This is a genomic window from Paenibacillus sp. FSL E2-0190 (assembly GCF_037992965.1).
GTDB classification, from domain to species: domain Bacteria; phylum Bacillota; class Bacilli; order Paenibacillales; family Paenibacillaceae; genus Paenibacillus_AQ; species Paenibacillus_AQ odorifer.
Window position 1 is genome coordinate 2,784,599 of record NZ_CP150306.1, and the last position, 18,167, is coordinate 2,802,765.

At 43.8% G+C, this 18,167-nt stretch carries 22 protein-coding genes and 1 tRNA gene; 17 read left to right on the plus strand and 6 right to left on the minus strand.

All coding sequences use genetic code 11. The features are described 5' to 3' along the window. Positions 1–576: 576 nt before the first annotated feature. The 4 genes from NST25_RS11940 to NST25_RS11955 all read left to right on the plus strand — a co-directional run bounded on the left by NST25_RS11940 (position 577) and on the right by NST25_RS11955 (position 1,336). A complete protein-coding gene (locus tag NST25_RS11940; protein WP_256716060.1) occupies positions 577–711 on the plus strand; it encodes a hypothetical protein in 135 nt (44 codons plus the stop codon). Positions 712–830: 119 nt separating this feature from the next. Next, positions 831–971: a hypothetical protein gene (locus tag NST25_RS11945; protein ID WP_175618939.1), complete on the plus strand. Its 141-nt coding sequence runs from the start codon at positions 831–833 to the stop codon at positions 969–971. A 55-nt stretch (positions 972–1,026) separates the two neighbouring features. Beyond that, positions 1,027–1,152, plus strand: coding sequence for a hypothetical protein (locus tag NST25_RS11950; protein ID WP_256716059.1), 126 nt, complete (start codon positions 1,027–1,029; stop codon positions 1,150–1,152). A 4-nt stretch (positions 1,153–1,156) separates the two neighbouring features. Further along, positions 1,157–1,336: a helix-turn-helix domain-containing protein gene (locus NST25_RS11955; RefSeq protein WP_076100890.1), complete on the plus strand. Its 180-nt coding sequence runs from the start codon at positions 1,157–1,159 to the stop codon at positions 1,334–1,336. A gap of 140 nt (positions 1,337–1,476) precedes the next feature. Here NST25_RS11955 and NST25_RS11960 read toward each other — a convergent pair. The 3 genes from NST25_RS11960 to NST25_RS11970 all read right to left on the minus strand — a co-directional run bounded on the left by NST25_RS11960 (position 1,477) and on the right by NST25_RS11970 (position 3,380). Further along, positions 1,477–1,548: transfer RNA gene (locus tag NST25_RS11960), tRNA-Val, on the minus strand. A 152-nt stretch (positions 1,549–1,700) separates the two neighbouring features. Next, positions 1,701–2,003 carry a hypothetical protein gene (locus NST25_RS11965; protein WP_036686108.1) on the minus strand — a complete coding sequence of 101 codons (303 nt, stop codon included), beginning with the start codon at positions 2,001–2,003 and terminating at the stop codon, positions 1,701–1,703. Between the two features lie 162 nt (positions 2,004–2,165). Beyond that, on the minus strand, positions 2,166–3,380 hold the full coding sequence (locus tag NST25_RS11970; protein WP_179086237.1) for a copper amine oxidase N-terminal domain-containing protein: 1,215 nt from the start codon (positions 3,378–3,380) through the stop codon (positions 2,166–2,168). A 202-nt stretch (positions 3,381–3,582) separates the two neighbouring features. Here NST25_RS11970 and NST25_RS11975 point away from each other — a divergent pair, with 202 nt between their 5' ends. The 4 genes from NST25_RS11975 (at position 3,583) to NST25_RS11990 (ending at position 5,845) form a co-directional block, all read left to right on the plus strand. Next, positions 3,583–4,656 (plus strand): site-2 protease family protein, encoded by a 1,074-nt coding sequence (locus tag NST25_RS11975; protein ID WP_076219152.1) that lies wholly within the window; start codon positions 3,583–3,585, stop codon positions 4,654–4,656. Positions 4,657–4,755: 99 nt separating this feature from the next. Then, positions 4,756–4,968, plus strand: coding sequence for a hypothetical protein (locus NST25_RS11980; RefSeq protein WP_076219148.1), 213 nt, complete (start codon positions 4,756–4,758; stop codon positions 4,966–4,968). Positions 4,969–5,075: 107 nt separating this feature from the next. Further along, positions 5,076–5,519: a GNAT family N-acetyltransferase gene (locus tag NST25_RS11985; RefSeq protein WP_076129114.1), complete on the plus strand. Its 444-nt coding sequence runs from the start codon at positions 5,076–5,078 to the stop codon at positions 5,517–5,519. A gap of 86 nt (positions 5,520–5,605) precedes the next feature. Then, complete coding sequence (locus NST25_RS11990) at positions 5,606–5,845, plus strand: DUF3892 domain-containing protein (protein WP_036686113.1); 240 nt, start codon at positions 5,606–5,608, stop codon at positions 5,843–5,845. Between the two features lie 62 nt (positions 5,846–5,907). Here the strand turns inward: NST25_RS11990 and NST25_RS11995 are convergent, their stop codons facing one another. Further along, positions 5,908–6,645 carry an MBL fold metallo-hydrolase gene (locus NST25_RS11995; protein WP_339190644.1) on the minus strand — a complete coding sequence of 246 codons (738 nt, stop codon included), beginning with the start codon at positions 6,643–6,645 and terminating at the stop codon, positions 5,908–5,910. 164 nt (positions 6,646–6,809) lie between these two features. On the opposite strand from NST25_RS11995, the gene NST25_RS12000 reads away from it, so the two are divergent. Both NST25_RS12000 and NST25_RS12005 read left to right on the plus strand, forming a co-directional pair. Continuing rightward, complete coding sequence (locus tag NST25_RS12000; RefSeq protein WP_339190646.1) at positions 6,810–7,364, plus strand: copper amine oxidase; 555 nt, start codon at positions 6,810–6,812, stop codon at positions 7,362–7,364. 80 nt (positions 7,365–7,444) lie between these two features. Continuing rightward, on the plus strand, positions 7,445–7,756 hold the full coding sequence (locus NST25_RS12005) for a DUF1292 domain-containing protein (protein WP_036686118.1): 312 nt from the start codon (positions 7,445–7,447) through the stop codon (positions 7,754–7,756). Positions 7,757–7,886: 130 nt separating this feature from the next. On the opposite strand, the gene NST25_RS12010 is transcribed toward NST25_RS12005, so the two are convergent. Continuing rightward, positions 7,887–9,362 carry an aminotransferase class I/II-fold pyridoxal phosphate-dependent enzyme gene (locus NST25_RS12010; protein ID WP_036686120.1) on the minus strand — a complete coding sequence of 492 codons (1,476 nt, stop codon included), beginning with the start codon at positions 9,360–9,362 and terminating at the stop codon, positions 7,887–7,889. Between the two features lie 97 nt (positions 9,363–9,459). Here NST25_RS12010 and NST25_RS12015 point away from each other — a divergent pair, with 97 nt between their 5' ends. The 4 genes from NST25_RS12015 (at position 9,460) to NST25_RS12030 (ending at position 14,091) form a co-directional block, all read left to right on the plus strand. Next, positions 9,460–10,749, plus strand: a complete 1,290-nt coding sequence (locus NST25_RS12015) for an MFS transporter (RefSeq protein WP_076183344.1) — start codon at positions 9,460–9,462, stop codon at positions 10,747–10,749. 377 nt (positions 10,750–11,126) lie between these two features. After that, positions 11,127–11,723: a hypothetical protein gene (locus NST25_RS12020; RefSeq protein ID WP_036686566.1), complete on the plus strand. Its 597-nt coding sequence runs from the start codon at positions 11,127–11,129 to the stop codon at positions 11,721–11,723. Positions 11,724–11,982: 259 nt separating this feature from the next. Then, positions 11,983–13,398 carry an NADP-dependent phosphogluconate dehydrogenase gene (gndA, locus tag NST25_RS12025; protein WP_038570246.1) on the plus strand — a complete coding sequence of 472 codons (1,416 nt, stop codon included), beginning with the start codon at positions 11,983–11,985 and terminating at the stop codon, positions 13,396–13,398. 144 nt (positions 13,399–13,542) lie between these two features. Next, positions 13,543–14,091 carry a shikimate kinase gene (locus NST25_RS12030; protein WP_339190647.1) on the plus strand — a complete coding sequence of 183 codons (549 nt, stop codon included), beginning with the start codon at positions 13,543–13,545 and terminating at the stop codon, positions 14,089–14,091. Positions 14,092–14,095: 4 nt separating this feature from the next. Here NST25_RS12030 and NST25_RS12035 read toward each other — a convergent pair whose 3' ends face one another. Then, entirely contained in the window at positions 14,096–14,401 is a 306-nt protein-coding gene (locus NST25_RS12035; RefSeq protein ID WP_036686126.1) for a rhodanese-like domain-containing protein, read from the minus strand. Between the two features lie 110 nt (positions 14,402–14,511). Here NST25_RS12035 and aroA point away from each other — a divergent pair, with 110 nt between their 5' ends. The 3 genes from aroA (at position 14,512) to NST25_RS12050 (ending at position 17,510) form a co-directional block, all read left to right on the plus strand. Further along, complete coding sequence (aroA, locus tag NST25_RS12040; protein WP_076129118.1) at positions 14,512–15,804, plus strand: 3-phosphoshikimate 1-carboxyvinyltransferase; 1,293 nt, start codon at positions 14,512–14,514, stop codon at positions 15,802–15,804. An 87-nt stretch (positions 15,805–15,891) separates the two neighbouring features. After that, positions 15,892–16,326, plus strand: coding sequence for a CoA-binding protein (locus tag NST25_RS12045; protein WP_076104783.1), 435 nt, complete (start codon positions 15,892–15,894; stop codon positions 16,324–16,326). Positions 16,327–16,841: 515 nt separating this feature from the next. Next, positions 16,842–17,510, plus strand: coding sequence for a hypothetical protein (locus NST25_RS12050; protein ID WP_340394063.1), 669 nt, complete (start codon positions 16,842–16,844; stop codon positions 17,508–17,510). Positions 17,511–18,167: the final 657 nt, after the last annotated feature.

The following is an 18,167-nucleotide window of genomic DNA, read 5'->3' on the forward strand; positions in this document are numbered from 1 at the left end:
GTAGTTTTATCTGAAACCTTGTTTTTGGTTCCATAATCACCTTTTAACAGTAAAACCAAGGGAATCGCCAAAACAAATACCAACGGTATTAAAAAAAAATATTGCAAGATAGCACCTCATTAAAAGTTTTTATTTAAGTATAACAAATTTCAAAAAAAAGACTCTCTCCCACAAGGAGGATATAAGAGATAGTTTGGCTGTACTGAACTTATAAAGGGGTTGGATAATCTTCATTTCTTACCCATTAAAGATATACCATAGTAATCCATAAGCTATTCCGAAGTAAGCAATCACACCTAGTAAAGAGATGGATAAAAGAATAGTGATAACTTTCTTGCCGTTCATAAAATTCACCTCTTAATTAATATAGCACGGATTTAGGGAGGAACTGACGTCAATATGGTTAAGATCATCTTTGCTTTTATTCTCTTAGTTTCATTCATAGGGTAAATCGCCGAAATGGACAGAAATAAATTCGGTAGCATGACATGGCAGCAATATGTGTTGCTTCAATAATCGCATTAGCTGCGGTGGTTATTTTTTCATAAAACCCAAATTTGAGAGGAGCAATTATAAATGAAAGCCAACGTAACTACAAAGATCAAGGATATCAAATTTGGTAATAAAGAGGACGTAATCACGTTAACGATCGAGGGCAATATCACAGACCAGCAGGTATCCATCCTGCGAAACATTAAAAATACTGGCTAGCATTCGTAAGCTTCAGCAGCTCGCAAGCTGATCTGGATGATTATACTCCAACACATACGCATCAAGGTATTCGCGGAACGATTGATAATGATGGATCGGTTAATGTTGACTCCGGTCAGATGACGATAGAAGAGGTGACTGAAGAGGAAGACGAGAACGAAGAAAGAGAAGACGATCAGGAAGAACAGGAAGAACAACAGGAACTAAAAGATACAGATGGTCAAATAATTCCTGTGAATAAAGACGATCTGCCGTTCTAAGATGGTATACTCCCCGACTTCGGTCGGGGGATTCTTAACAAAGGGGGATTGCCCAGTGCAACAGATTTTATTGCCTGAGATAGATAGAGAACGGACGCAAGCTGCCGTTGAAGCGGCTCTTGAAAAATATAGGATATTTGAGTTTTTGTCTTTCGAGAAGGAGGAAGAGAAGGGTGATTGAACAAATGTATAAGACTACTTCTGATTATCCCTCTGTACTTACAGCGAAGGAAATACAACAAATACTTGGTATAGGTGAGCGTCAAACATATGAACTATTAAACTCGGGTCAATTTCATATCGTGAGGGTCGGAAAGATGATAAAAGTCTCAAAAGATGTATTTCTTAAATGGTTACAGGGATAAAAAAAAGTGGTGCCGATTATGGCACCACTTTTGCTTTAGTCTACTACAGGGCACCATAATGGCACCAATTTGTAATTCACTCAAAACATAAACATCCCTAAACAAAAGAAAAAGCCTTATTATATAAGGCTTTTTCAGTATAGGACGGATGGGGTTCGAACCCATGACCCCTACCCTGTCAAGATAGTGCTCTCCCGCTGAGCTACCGTCCTGCGACGAAATTTATAATACCATACGATAGAGTAGGATGGCAATTCTTTTTTATAATCAATATAGATGTAGAGTTGTATTTACTTCTTAATTTTCTCCGATTAAGTAGTTAAATAGCTAGAAAGGGGATGACCCTTCATCCCCCTGCACCGAGTCAGATAAAAAACGGGAGTAGAAATAGACTGCTTATTCCGAAAAAAGGGATACGGCGTGGATAGAAGCGGCGTCTTGGGTAAAAGCCGGGCTGGAACCCGAATTGTCTATAGTTCGACTGCTCAGCAGGCATTCCATTCATACGATCGACCATTTCATTGCTGGGAACCGCTAGGGTGATATAGTTCTGATCCACGTGAGCGATGAAGCCGTCAAAGGATTGACCATCAGTCGTTACTATACCTACATATTTATTCATGCAATTCCAAGCGACCTGTTGATGAAAATTTGTATTTGATTCCATGGATATCCTCCTCGAATGTTTCAATCCTGATAACAGTCTATGGTCCTTTGCCTACAACGTTCACGGCGTTTGCCTATATGTAGGAAGGTTAATTTTCAGGGATAATCACTGAGGAGGATTCGATTAGTTCTTTAATCAATACACATGCTTGTGCTGTACTTTCTAATCAGTATTATTCTTGGAGTTATTGGAATGAGCTTCAATGGAGTAGATAACTTCTTTTTTGCCAGTAAGCGGGGAGTCATTTATAAAATACAATTTGTCACCGCTCCGTTTTACGAATTTCAAAGTATCTCCTTTAAAAGGAACATCGTTATTTTCCGCATATTCCTGATCCTTTGCTGTGAGTAGCTCCTTATACAAAAGGGTTCGCTCGCCTGTTTGGCGGTCGATTAAGGTTAGCAATCCATTCTGATTTCCACGAAGCAGTATGATTTCTTTATCAATGCTTTCTACATAGTAAGCATCTTCCTCGCCACCCAGCTTTACAAGATCAAGAGTATCTATTACATTGCCTGTGCCGTCTTGGATGAAACGTAAGGTATTACCATCATGCAAGATGAGGTTGCCATCATAAGGTTTGAAATCCGCATCTCCTCTGAACTGGTAAGCGAATGTGGCCTTGCGTAGTAATGCACCATTTTTGAATATGAGTGTGATTTCGCGTGTATTAATATGAGGCTCTCCATAGGAATCAATAATCTTAATGACTAGCAGACCCCCCGCCGTTTTCTCAATCTTCATTCCTGCCCAGTCAAAGTTTGTTTGGAGTGAAGTGAGTTTTATCACCGTATCCTTGCCTTGTGAGACATATAAATCACCATTAGCTTTGACCAGCGTATAGGTACGCCCTCCAAAGGATTCTGTGAAAACATTGTAGGTCTTCAGATCATCTGCTAAAAGTGTGTTCGTTGTGGAGTCCAGACGGAGATGGCTGCCTTCGAAAACCTTAACGATAAAACGGGCCGGCACATATATCCCATCTTCTTTGGATTTAAAAGGTATTCCTCCTAGATCTACCGCTTTCCCGTCAAGCACGCCAGTTTGACTCCCGATTCGAACAGCAAAACTTTTAGTCCAGCCTTGGAACAGAGCACGTTTGCCGGATTTATCCCATTCCATTTTTAAGCCAGCTTGTTCAGCGATCCCCCGAACATCTACGTAGATTACACCATTTTTGAGCAGCGCAGGTCCGCCTATGTTTCCACCAGGAATGCCAAATTGGTAGTATACTTGCGAAGTATTAGCAGAGGAAGCTTGGGTGAGCGCAGAGGACACCGATACAGTTAATGAAGAGCTTGCTGACATGGTGGCAGGGAGTAAAAATGTTGAGAGCATTAAGACGGATAACCAAGCTTTGGAGTGAAAAGAGAGCATATGAACCAACCCTTTCTTTATCTGGCAGTAAAATTTATCCATGATAGTTGGTTTGACGCTGAAACGTTTCTAAAAGTTGCGTCGTATACTTTCCGAAGGGCTCACTGTAGAAATATATTTAATGCTTCTATGATAAGATAGATGGAACTGTACAGTAGTTTCTTAAAATTGAAAGATAAAGGAGCTTGTGATCTTGCCGCAAATGCAAAATGAGCAGAAAAAGAATACTTCTACTCCGCTGAAATGGTTGGGGGGCGGAGCCGCCATGCTCCTGTTAAAAGGAAAGGCGATTTTGTCTCTGCTGAAAATAGGTAAAATTGCCGGGCCGTTAATTTCCATGATGGTTTCGATAGGGGCATATGCTTTGATTTATCCGTGGGGGTTTGCTATAGGTATTGTCCTGCTTTTGCTTGTTCATGAATTGGGACATGTTATAGCCGCTAAGCGGATCGGGCTACCCGTCAGCGCTCCGTTATTTATTCCTTTTTTAGGCGCGTTAATTACTATGAAAAAACATCCGCTGGATGCGAAGACAGAAGCGTATGTTGCTTTTGGCGGACCGATTCTGGGTACTATCGGGGCTACTGCTGTGTTTGGAGCGGCATATTATATGGATAGTCCACTTCTTTATTCCCTGGCTTATATAGGCTTATTGCTTAATTTGATTAACCTGCTGCCAATCCATCCGCTAGACGGTGGACGTATTGCTACCGCAGTTACGCGCTGGCTGTGGCTTGTGGGTCTGGTGGGTGGCTTAGCTATAATCGTTTACTTGCGTTCGATTTTGTTCTTTATCATCTGGGCAATGTTTGCTTACGATCTGTATAATAAATATGTGAAAAGACGTAACAACAACCGCCCGCAGTCTGTGACTAAGGGGTTCTTAATTCCCGTGGAGCCCTTGCGAGAGGCGGGTTACATGATTCCAGGAGCTGAGCATCGCCGGGATTTACCTTTTACTACCTACAGTGATCTAGAGAGACAGCAGTATGTTGTGGTCAGATGGGACCAGCTGAATTATTATGGCAAAGCTACACTGCCACAGCAATGTATTATTGAAAAGGTAAGAATTTCGCAGCTGGAGCAAGTAACGTTAGAGAATGGTCTTCATTTAAAGATGCAATGTGACATCAGCTGTACCGTGCACGATAATGATAAGTATTACGATGTGCCAGCCAGTACACGCTGGAAATATGGAACAGCTTATTTTGTTTTAGCAGGCTTTTTGGTTGGGATGATGTATCTAGTCCATTTGGTTGGAAACGTCAATCTCTAAGAGGGCAACTGGAATGAATAGCTCCTATTGTTTATAAAGCTCCTGAATCGTCAAAGCTGTAGTGAGTATAACTGCAGCTGCGATGAAAGGAGCTTTTTTATGTCTAAAATTGTGAAATGGGAAGTCGGCGTTTGCCTAGTGTTACTGCTGGGTGTAGTGGGGTGCTCTACGGTGAAACCCGCAAAAGTTATCGAAATCAATGAGATGACCAATCTGGATGGCAAATCTAAAAGTCAGTATCCTCCGTTGTCACCTGTGATGCAAGACGTATATAACCGTTCAATCCCTGAAGAAGTATATTCTGTGGATTAGTCTACTGAGAGGTTAAGGATTCCATGTGTAGGCTTTTCTTTCTTGTCATTATTTTATATAATAGACAACTATCGTTGGCTATATAGAGAGAGGAGTTTGCAACTAACATGGCGGCAGAAATCTTACGGGTAACTACAGAGGAACAGCTTCAGATGGGGCTGGATATCCGCACTAAAGTATTTGTTGAGGAACAAAAGGTACCGGCCGAGGAAGAAATTGACGAATATGATGCCATCAGTCCGAATGCGCACCATATTCTGATTATAGATGAAGGGATACCTGTAGCAACGGGTAGATTGATCTATTACAAAGCAGGTACGGCTAAAATGCAGCGCATCGCCGTATTGAAAGAATATCGGGTCAAAGGATACGGACGTGTCTTGTTACTGGCGATGGAAGAGCTTGCTCGGGAGCTTGGACTGGAAGCTTCAATTCTAGATGCTCAGTGTCAGGCAGAGAATTTCTATAAGAAACTCGGCTATGAAGTTATTTCTACAGAGCCATTCTATGATGCAGGTATATTACATGTACGGATGCAAAAAATGCTTTAAAGATTGGTGCACATAATTATTGGACGCTCTACGCAAGCTAGGATGTGCCGAATGATGGCAAATCCAAGTGCAAGGGGCGAGCTAAAGTGCCAAATAACGAACGTGAATCTTTCGTAGCTGTTCAAAAAAATGGGGATGGCGATTTAACAAGCTTCCAGACCTCTACAGGACGTGTGCTGGCGTATGACCAAGCCCTGCAAGAAGTACAGGCCGGAAATATTGCCGGAGTGAACGCTTTTAAAGGTAAGGATGGAGAAACTTATATTCGCGGAGATGCGGATGGAGATCCAACTAACAATCTGGATAATTTGCCGACATTTTCATAGTTCAACACGAAAAGCCGTACATACGTCTACAGACGTTTATGTACGGCTTTTTTTTGTAAAGATCAGAGTTTATAGTTCACATGCTGCTCTAAAAATTCCATCTCTCCTGTAAGTCCGACGAAATCTGGTTGTTCATCGCTATAATGCATGAGCTTGATCCGCTCGCGAACATCTTTAGGCAGAGACATCAGCTCTTCCAGCGTGGTGTGAACAACGCCTGTTCCACCTAGTTGGCAGTCATGCAGGATGATCCGGATCCCGCGCTCCCGCACAAGGCTAATCAGTAGATCCGGCTGAAAGGTCATGTCCGCACTATAAAAAATCTCGTTGTTTATTAGAAGGGAATAACTGTTTTTCCCGGGAATATGCGGTGTTTGTATGATCTCTAATGAAAGAGTAGGAGAGAACTTGTAGGTATTTTCAGGCTGCATGGGCTTAACATCGAAGATATCAGATAAGGAAGACACAGCATCTTCTTGGTATAGACCTCCCTTTAACGTATTGTTCCATAAGGGCTCTATAAGTGTCTCGGGAAGAAGTAAGGTCATTTTTTTACCGTGCACATGCTTTAAGGTTAGTGCAAGCTCTTCCAGCCCTCCAACATGATCTGCATGAATATGTGTAATGAGCGTAGCATTTACGTCACTGAAGGATTTTTCAAGTCTATGCATGGCAAGCGGGGCTGTTATCCCGCAATCAATCAGCAGGGTGTAATTTTCATCTAGCAGCAAGCCATTGTTGTTAAAATATTTTTTCGCAAAAGCATTGCCTGTTCCTAGCATTTGTAGGCTTAGACTCATAAGAAAGAACCCTCCTGAAATCGGTTATAGCTAATGTTTCTACTTCGAATAAGACCATAATATCATTTTTCGCAAGATCAATGAAATATTTACCTGAAATCAGCGCAACTTGCTGAAACAAAGTAAGTATATATTAACAGCATGAATTATCTGGAGGGTCTCAAATGAATAGATGGAAAAAAATCACTTTTTGCGTGTTTGCTTTTTCCTTAATGGGTGGCTCATTATTATTCGCCGATTCCGTTAATCAGAAAATTAGAGTATGGAGCAACGGAAAAGAAATTGTAGACGGCGGTTATCTAATTGATGGAAAAACGTACATTCCTGCTAGAGAAACAGGCGGGGTTGTTACTTGGGACGGTTCTGGGAAAGTTACGATCCTTAAACCTAATGTCCATATTGTACTTTTTAAAGGGGATACGGTTTTTGGCAATGTCAATGTAGGCAAGCTGAAAATAAAGATATTAACTCAGGTAGATAGTCTGACCGAAGAGATTTCAGCTGTGAAAGTGGCCATGACAGATCCGTCTGGAAACGTTAAGGATATTCAGTCACAGGTGCTTGAAGGCTCGCAGAAGGATAATTTCTGGTTTCCAACCTCGGAGTTTACTTATGATTTTAAAGAAGCGGGCAAATACCGGGTAGGCTTCTATATTAAGCCCTCCAAAAATGCCGATTACGTACTTGTGTCGGAGAAGGTAATAACAGCGTTAAATTAGGTGTTCTAAATTGACCTGAACTAATCTAACGTGGTACGATACCAGATGTAGGATAATACAATTCAAAGTGAGGTATTACAATGAGCGATCACAAACATGAGCATGGTGAAGCATGCGGTTGCGGGCATGATCACGACCATGAGCACGAGGAGTTTGTGCTGACCTTGACGAACGAGCAGGGCGAAGATGTGGAAATGGTGCTTGTAGAAACGTTCGACATAGGCGAGAAATTATATGCTCTGTTGTTAGAGCGCGAGAATCCAGAAGCAGACGGCATTATTCTGCGTATGGAAGAAGAAGACGAAGAAATGGTATTGTATAATATCGAAGATGAAGAAGAATGGAAAGCTGTTGAAGAAGCTTACAACAATCTGCTTGCTCAGCAAGAATAGATTCTAGCGACTAAACTTAAGCTGTTCTATGTGAATGGAACAGTTGATGCTTATATACAGAAACCCGATACTCATTATGGTATCGGGTTTTTGTATAAATGATTTAAGTTTTTAAGGAAAAAAATAGATCTTAGGATATAGGATCGGCTTCAACAATCACCTTAACATTAGTGATGCTGCGGTCCTCAGGCCCTTTAACCGGCAGGCCGATTTCGACGTGGTCGATAATGTAGTCGATATTATCCTGAGTAATGACTTCGCCAGGGAGGAGAATCGGTATCCCCGGTGGATATACATAGATAAACTCTGCAATGATGTACCCAGCAGATTCGCGGAACGGAACTAACTGAGTGTCAGCATAAAAAGCATCTCTTGGAATTAAAGCAAGCTGCGGGATTTCTGGAACCTGAACCTTCAGTTCATAGATTTCACCCTTGCTATAATGGATAGCGGATAGCACCCGTAAAGCAGCTAATAATTTATCTACTGATTCTTGAGTATCACCTGGGGTAATAAGGCAAAGAATATTATACATGTCACTCAGTTCAACTTCGATGTTGTATTTCTCACGCAGCCAGTTTTCGGTTTCGTAACCAGTGATCCCTAAATGGCGAACGTGAATGTTAAGTTTGGTTGGATCTAGATCGAAAGTTGCTTCTGTTCCAAGTATTTCTTTACCAAAGCTGTACAAGCCTTCGATAGTGTTAATGGTCTCGCGTGCGTAGTTGGACAATTGGATGGTTCTTTCCGCCATTTCATGTCCGTTCAGCGCGAGATTGCGTCTAGATGTATCGAGAGACGCTAATAAAATATATGAGGTTGATGTTGTAGTCAGCATGCTCATAATGGTCTGCACCCGTTGTGGGTTAATCAGCCCAGTCTTCGCATTTAGATTCAGTACCGAGCTTTGCGTCATGGAACCACCAAGCTTATGCACACTAGTGGCAGCTATGTCCGCACCGGCCTGCATGGCCGATACCGGCAGATCCTCATGAAAATGAATCAGTACTCCATGTGCCTCGTCCACCAGAACGGGTACCCCGTAACGGTGAGCCAGGTCGACAATCGAACGCAGGTCGGCACATACGCCGAAGTACGTTGGATTGATAACTAGAACTCCTTTAGCGTCTGGATGACGCTTTAACGCTCGTTCCAGCGCACTGGTGGTTATGCCGTGATCTATCCCGAGATTCTCATCCTGTACAGGCGAGACGAACACAGGCTTGGCTCCGGAGAAGATAATGGCCGACATTACGGATTTATGAATGTTACGCGGCACAATTATTTTTTCACCCGGTGAGCAGACAGAGAGGATCATCGTCATGATGGCATTGCTCGTGCCCTGTACGCTAAAATACGTATAGTCGGCGCCGAAAGCCTTCGCAGCCAGCTTTTGAGCCTCCTGGATTACGCCAGTTGGCTGATGTAGATCATCAAGCGGTGCGATGTTGATTAGATCTATGGATAGAGCGTTATCGCCGATAAACTCACGGAATTCGGCATCGGTTCCTAGCCCCTTCTTATGCCCGGGAATATGAAATTGAACTGGATTGCCGGCGGCATGCTTTTTTAGAGCTGTGAAGAGGGGAGTACGGTGTTGATTCATTTAATGCTGTCACAACCTTTCGCGAATAGTTAATTTTTAAGGCAAGCATCAGTATAACAAAACAATCTTCAGAATACTAGGATTTGGATGTGATAGAATGTCCACGAAAGCTGAACAACGGATGAATATTAGTTTAGCATCACCATTTATTGTTGAGATGTGGGTAATTATTTTTTTAGTTGAATTTGTTAAAGGTTCGCTGCTTGTTGCCTTATTGCCAGTGTATATGGAGAATATACTGGGGCTGTCGGTGACAGTAGTGGGATTCGCTTTTGCCCTACAGTATTTGGGGGACAACGTCTTCCGCAGTCCTTCAGGCTGGGTTATGGAGCGCATAGGGTTCCGCTGGACGATGACAAGTGCATTGCTGCTGATTCTAGTAGCCATTGGTTTGATCATCTATGCCAAAACGGCCGTTGCGTTATCCATCGCCTGTCTCATTCTTGGGATCGGGACCTCACCGCTTTGGCCATGTGTGATGACCGGGATTACCGAGCTGGCCGGATCAACCAAAAGCGGCAGCAGTGGTGCGGCCATGGGCGCTGTTGAGATGGCTTCTCTCGCAGGAACAGGAATCGGTCCAATTGTTGTGAATTTTTTAATGGATCAGGGTGGACAAAGCTATCACGTAGCTTTTCTAGTCTTGTTAGGTTGTGCTGCCGCTGTAGTTGTAGTAGCCCTTTTCTTACCTAAACGAATCTCTTCTAGCGGGTCTCATGCTGTCGTGAGGGACATGCATGGACTTGGCGGAGCAATGGAGCGTAAAAAGCTTAGTCCGTTAGAAAGTATAAAAAGAACGCTGCATCAGGTGAGAACTACCCTGAAAGTCAGCAGATGGCTGTACCCGGCGTTGTTCCTACAGGCCTTCGCCATTGGCTTGATGACACCTGTAGTTACCTTGTTTGCACGTACAGAGCTGCATGTTAGTCCCAATCAATTCAGTTTGCTCCTCATTGCAGGGGGAGGGATTACAGTTCTTGCACTTATTCCCGCAGGTAAGCTGGTGGACCGTATAGGGACAACGGTGTTTCTGAATATAGGTTTTTTGTTAGCTGCCTTTTCGCTGGCCTTTTTCTCTCAGGTTCGCTGGCTGCCACTTGCCTTTATCGCGGTTGCGCTGGTCGGTATAAGCTACGCGCTTATCCTCCCGGCATGGAATGCCTTTCTGGCTAAGCAAGTTCCTAAGGGGGAACGAGGGACGGTCTGGGGGCTGTTCTTGACACTCCAAGGCTCAGGAATGGTAGCGGGGCCAGTATTGTCAGGTAGATTATGGGATCATGTAGGACATGGTGTCCCATTCCTGGCAAGTGCTATTGTAATGTTGCTGCTCTTCGGGCTGCATCTGCTTATCGTGCATAGAACGAAACAGAAATTTAAGACTAGCTGAGGAAAAAAAGCCGCTGATAACCGGAGAATGATCCGGTAAATCAGCGGCTTTTTAGAAAATTAGAAGGATATACGATATAACGGAAGTAAGTTTCGAAGGTCTTCTGTATGACACTGTGCAGCTGAAGGACTAGAACGTTTATGCTCCAAAAGGACTAAAAGGCATTAAAATTCTCGATCAGCGTTTGGAGAAAGGCTGTTGCGGGTAAAAATAGTCAATAAACCAAGTTACCGCTACATAAACTGAAGTATAAAATAAGATTAAGACGAACGCAAAAAGGAAGTTAACTCAAGAAGAGGTCCGGCAGCCATGATTACTCTGGAATTGAACTAATGAAGGTTGGCTTTACAGATGTGAAGCTGTTAGGGGGGAGTGCCGTGAACAAAAACGACGAGGTGGAGTATTGTAACCTGGAACTGCGGTTCGACAGACAGCATATCCAGGACCTGATCAAGGATTTGATTCAAGAAGGTTATTCCCTATATTGGAGCGAGAATGAACAGGTCTTTGTGATTTCGGTCCGTACGGGTCGTAAGTTAGTGAAATTGCGGTTTCAAAGGATTAAAGACGGCTATAAGCTTGTGGGTGATTATATGATCCGTGATGCTCGCTTGTCAGAGTGGATGGAGAAATTAATTGGGGATATGCGCGGGCATGCAATCGTTAAACGTTTCCGGGATCGGCAGATTATTATTGAAAATATTTTGTTTGGCGAAGTGATTCGCCTAGTTGAAATTTCTGGTTATCAGCAGCGCGTGTTATATCAGAAGGGACCTATGCTCACAGATGAGGAGCTGACAAGACTCTTTTATTCTATTGAAGGGGAAGAACGGGTTCGCCAGCGGAGAATTGAAGTGGATGAACAGTTGGATCGGTTAAATGATGCCCTAAAGGCTGGAGATACGGTTCGCGCGGACAAATGTCGAGCTGAGCTTGCCTTTTTGACCAAGGAATTGTTTATGTTAGAATGGTAAGCAAGTGCCGCAAATGTTCTTTCAAGGCACCCCGTTCATCGGGGTGTCTTATATTTGTATTGGAACTTGCAGACAGGGGTTCACTTCTGACGTTAAAAACGTTAAAATAGTCATTGTGATCATTTCTTAGACTGAATTTGTCAATGAAATTGATCTCTATTCGCAGGGCAGGCTTTGCTGTCTCTGATAAAGGGTGGTATTCTTATACTGCGAGAAATGGATTTCACAAAAATATAGGGTGCAAAGGGTGGAGGACCAGATGGCAAAACAACAAATCGGCGTTATTGGCTTGGCGGTAATGGGCAAGAATTTGGCTCTAAATATCGAAAGCAAAGGTTTTTCCGTATCCGTATTCAACCGCTCCCCGGAGAAGACACATGATCTTCTTGCTGAAGCGGAAGGTAAAAACCTCGTAGGCACATTTTCCGTTGAGGAATTTGTAGCTTCGCTGGAAACACCGCGCAAAATTCTGATCATGGTTCAAGCTGGTAAAGCTACTGATGCTACCATCGAGCAACTGCTGCCGCATCTTGATCAAGGCGACATCATTATCGATGGAGGGAATGCTTACTTCCCTGATACAGTTCGTCGTAGTAAAGAACTGGAAGAAAAAGGTTTCCGCTTTATCGGTACTGGAGTTTCCGGTGGTGAAGAAGGTGCTCTTAAAGGTCCTTCGATTATGCCAGGTGGTCAAGAAAGTGCGTATAAACTTGTAGAGCCTATCCTAACGGCAATCTCAGCCAAAGTGGACGGAGAGCCTTGCTGTACATATATCGGACCTGACGGTGCAGGACACTATGTTAAAATGGTGCACAACGGTATCGAATATGGTGATATGCAATTGATCTGTGAAGCTTATCAGTTGTTGAAAGATGTTCTAGGTCTGGATGCAAAAGAACTTCACAATATTTTCAAAGAGTGGAACAGCGGCGAGCTCGACAGCTACCTGATTGAGATCACTACTGATATCTTTGCTCAATATGACGAAGAAACCGGCAAACCTATGGTTGACGTTATCCTTGATTCTGCTGGCCAAAAGGGTACTGGTAAATGGACAAGCCAAAGCTCACTAGATCTTGGTGTACCTCTGTCCATGATTACTGAATCCGTATTCTCCCGCTTCCTGTCTGCTATGAAGGATGAGCGCGTAGAAGCAAGCAAAGTGCTTAACGGACCAGAAGCAACAACATTTGAAGGCGACAAAGCCGAATTCATCGAGAACGTGCGTAAAGCATTGTTCGCGAGCAAAATCGTATCCTACGCGCAAGGTTTCGCTCAACTTCGCGTAGCTTCCGACGAATATGGTTGGGATCTGAAATATGGCGAGCTGGCTAAAATCTGGCGCGGCGGCTGCATTATCCGTTCCCGTTTCCTACAAAATATCACAGATGCTTATGAGAACAATGCAGAGCTTAAGAATCTGCTTCTTGATCCTTTCTTCAAGAATGTTATGGACAATTACCAATCTGCATGGCGTAAAGTCATTGCTTCTGCGGTAACTTTGGGTGTTCCAGTCCCTGGATTCTCCAGCGCATTGGCTTACTATGACAGCTACCGTACAGAACGTTTGCCTGCTAACTTGCTTCAGGCTCAACGTGATTACTTTGGCGCTCACACCTTCAAACGTGTGGACAAAGAAGGCGTCTTCCACCACAACTGGATGGCAGCGGAATAATCTAATTGACTGTATGACAAGCGGCCCGGACGGCTTCACCAGAAATGGGGAGCCTTTCGGGTCTTTTTTTACTGGAAGAAGCGGATTGTCTAATGTTTTGACCCTGTGTTATGATATGACAAATATCGCGGTTGGAGGATAGTCATGGCTGGGGATACAGAAGAACTAAAAACGATGAGTCAGGAAGATAAGAACAAAAACATTATTTTAGTAGGGATGATGGCGACTGGTAAGTCAACTGTTGGTGCTATTTTGGCCGAGGAGCTGGGCTATGAGCTGGTTGATTTGGATCATGTCATTATTGAGACTGAAGGCAGAAGCATTGCAGAAATCTTCGCAGAAGATGGTGAGGAATACTTTCGAAGCGTAGAAACTACGGTTCTAAAGCAAATGCTAGAGTCTGAGAATAAATTAATATCTACTGGTGGAGGCGCGGTATTGGCGCCGGGAAATACAGCCTTAATGCTGAGTAAAGGGCATGTAGTTGCGCTAACGGCAACTGAGGAAGAGATTATTGCACGTGTTAGCGGGGATGAGAATCGTCCGCTGCTCGCCGGCAATGCAGAAGAACGGGTCAGACGAATCATGGAAGATCGCCAGGATGCATACCTATTCGCGCATTACACGGTCGATACAACGGGACTGACTGCGGCAGAAGTGTCGCAACATATTTTAATGCATTACCGCGGTTGAGCTTTTAAGAGAGTGTCTCATTCCATTCAATCATACCGCCGCTGAGGTTCGCAGCATTATAACCAAATTGCTGTAGATATTCGCAGACACGTTGGCTGCGGGCACCGGAACGGCAAATGAAGATCACTTTGGCGTCACTTGGAATATCCTCAGTTCGGTGCGGAATTTCTCCCATAGGGATATGTTGTGCACCAGGAATCATCCCAAAGGCCACCTCTTCGTCTTCGCGAACATCGATGAGTACAAGGTCTTCACCTGTCTCTATACACTGCCGTAATTCTTGCGGTGTGATTTGTGGTACATTATGCATGGGTTTGACCTCTTTTCATCAGAAGAATGGTTTAATGATAACACAAGAACAGAATACCCTGTCAAACGAGCATTACATACCAACTACATCTACTAAGGAGAGTTTATATTATGGACGTTATTGTTAGGCCAACGCCATCTCTGCAAGGAGAATTTGGAGCCCTCTCTTCCAAAAACTATACGACACGTTATCTGCTGGTTGCGGCATTGTCTGAAGGAGTAAGTACGATTTATCATCCTGCACATAGTGAGGATAGCGATGCGATCCGCCGCTGCATAGCAGATTTGGGTGCTGTGCTTACAGAAGATGAGGAAAAAATTGTGATTCAAGGCTTCGGACGTCACCCAAAAGATGTTAAAGAACTTAATGTAGGAAATGCCGGAGCGGTGCTGCGTTTTCTTATGGCTGTGGCCGCGTTAAGTCCTGAGGTTACTTTTGTAAATACGTATCCAGACTCATTGGGCAAACGTCCGCATGACGACTTGATTGTGTCATTGGAACAGTTAGGTGTTCAGGTTGAGCATAATGAAGGGAAACTGCCGATCACGATCCGTGGGGGTAAACCGGTTGGAGGCAGAATTACTGTCTCTGGTGCAGTAAGCTCCCAGTTCCTAAGTGCTCTGCTATTTCTGACGCCATTGCTTGAAGAAGATAGTGAAATTATTGTCCTCGATGATTTGAAATCGAAGGTTGTCGTGGGCCAGACCTTGGAAGTGTTGGAGCAGGCAGGTATTGTGGTGCACGCTGCGGATGATTACATGTCCTTTAAAGTTCCCGGTCGTCAAGCTTATGCAGCTAAATCATATACTGTTCAAGGTGACTACCCAGGCTCTGCGGCAATCCTTGCGGCGGCTGCCGTTACAAAGTCGGATGTGAAAATTCACCGTCTTGCAGAACAAAGTAAACAAGGTGAAAGAGCCATTGTTGATGTGCTGCGGATGATGGAAGTTCCTCTTACACATGAAGAGGGTACAGTACATGTCCAAGGGAACGGTATCCTAAAAGCTGTTGAATTCGATGGAGATGCTGCAACCGATGCGGTACTGGCCATGGTGGCTGCTGCAGTATTTGCAGAAGGTACCTCCCGATTCTACAATGTTGAGAATTTGCGCTATAAGGAATGTGATCGCATTACCGATTACTTGGCAGAGTTAACCCGTGCCGGAGCCAAGGTAGAAGAACGCCGCGATGAGATTATTGTTCACGGCATGCCCGAAGGTGTCGAAGGCGGAGTCACCATTAATGCGCATTATGATCACCGCGTAATTATGGCACTATCCGTAGTAGGCTTGCGTGCGCGTCAACCTCTTTTGATTAAGGATGCACATCATGTGGCAAAATCTTATCCGCAATATTTTGATCACTTGCGTGCGCTTGGTGCGAATGTGGAGTGGGTACAATAGGAATAAGGGAGCTAGCGTATCTAGCTTCAGTTCTAGCTTCAGTTAAACAAGGATCATTAAGTGTAACTATGGAAAGGGGCACTACTTATGAGCTTTGAGAATCCAAGTCGGGAGCAGATCGGAGATATTCTTGCTTCCGCAGGTAACATTGCTGTTGTCGGCTTATCAGACAAAACAGATCGTACTTCTTATATGGTCGCGGGCGCCATGCAAAGCCGGGGATATCGGATCATCCCCGTTAACCCAACGGTGGACGGAGAAATCCTGGGAGAAAAGTGTTATCACACTTTAGCAGAAATTCCAGAGCCAGTGGACATCGTCAATGTATTCCGTCGAAGCGAACACTGCGCAAAGGTCGCGCAGGAGGCAGCTGACATTGGCGCACGTGTGCTGTGGCTCCAGCAGGGTATAGTTAGCGCGGAAGCCGCTGAAATCGCCGCTGAGCACGGTATGATCGCCATTATGGACCGCTGCATCAAGGTCGAAGAAGCGATCACAATGCATGGGCGTAGCAGGCAGTAGGTTCGGTCATATAAACTGTTGAACTGATCACGGAGTTAAATGTGTAGTGATTATAGTTAGCGTTGACCAACGGACGTAACAAGGAACTGACGAAGAACGAACTAGCTGGCGAAGAACGAACTAGCTGGCGAAGAACGAACTAGCTGGCGAAGAATGAACTAGCTGGTGAAGAATGAGCAAACTGGTGAAGAACGAACTAACAGGTGAAGAATGAGCAAACTGGTGAAGAACGAACTAGCTGGTGATAAACGAACTAGCTGGTGAAGAATGAGCAAACTGGCGAGAACGAGCAAAAGTGGAATAAACTAACTAGGTTTAAATTTATGATGCTGTGGCTAATGCAAACTTAGATGATGAAGTTTAGCCAAAATAAGTGGTATTGTGTAACGCAAGGTGCGATTTCTAATGTAAAACGCCTGTTGAGCTAGTTATAATAAGATTAGACGAAGAACGTCCTTTAAACCGCTTTTTGCGGTGAAGGGCGTTTTTTTATTTTGTAGGGGAGGCTATAGGTTATGGAGTTTGAAGAAGCGCATGGTTTGTTTATCGACCAGCATATGAAATCAAGAGCAGGTGAAAGAAGAGGCAGGCTGCTTAGAGGACATAATTTTGCGGAAAAGCTATTTTTGCAGAATGTATGGTGGCCTATGTTTGAGTCCCTAGACGATTTGCATCCAGAATACGAAGTATATGACTGGAATCGTAAATCACAATTTCTGGACTTTGCTTATCTTCCACAGACGGGCAGCAGCTTTGGGATCGAGTGTGATGGATATCAAAGCCATGTGAAAGATATGGACCGCGAGAAATTCAACTATTCAGTAAATCGGGACACTTTTTTGACTGGGATGGGCTGGAGGATGATTCATTTTTCTTTTGATGATATCCAGCAACGTCCCGAGGTCTGCCGGATGCTGTTGCAACTGGTGCTGGCGCCTTACTTGGCGCGTAAATCTGCTAGCGTAGCTATTTTATCTGAGGAAAAAGAGGTTCTGCGTTTCGCTTGGCGTCTCGGTAGACTGGTTCGTCCAAAGGATGTGGCCATGCATTTCTGCATTAATTTCCGTACGGCGCGTCGATTGCTGCAATCATTAAGTGAGAAGGGGTTGCTGAAGCCGGTTAATCAGGGAGAAAGAATTCGGTATTATGAGGTGAAGGTTCTCAGACCAGATCAAATGTGGTAAGGATCTTTAGAGGCTGCGCAAGGGAATAATTGCACTTTATACAACTAAAACGCTAAAATAGCCATCTAAATGCGAAATAGTTGTACTTTGTACACTTAAAACGCCTCAAAGATTAGATGAAGTGGAAAATCACTAAAAATAGTTGTATAAAGTGCAGTTAAAAAGGTGCTCAGAGTAACGTCGATATGAATAGTTGCACAAAGTACACTTAAACTCAGGTGGAATTCCTAACTGTGAGTTTAGGGTGTTGGAGATAGTTAATGGGGGAGAAAAGTTCGATGTTATGAAGCGGATGCTCTGAGATCAGATTAGTTCAGACCAGACCAGACCAGACCAGACCAGACCAGACCAGACCAGACCAGACCAGACCAAATCAAATCAAATCAGATCAAATCATACCTGATCTGATCGGACCAGGTATGCTAGGGACATCTATAGGACAGCTGCGCAAGGGAATAATTGCACTTTATACAACTAAAACGCTAAAATAGCCATCTAAATGCGAAATAGTTGTACTTTGTACACTTAAAACGCCTCAAAGATTAGATGAAGTGGAAAATCACTAAAAATAGTTGTATGAAGTGCAGTTGAAAAAGTGCTCAGAGTAACGTCGATATGAATAGATGCACAAAGTACACATAAACTCAGGTGGAATTC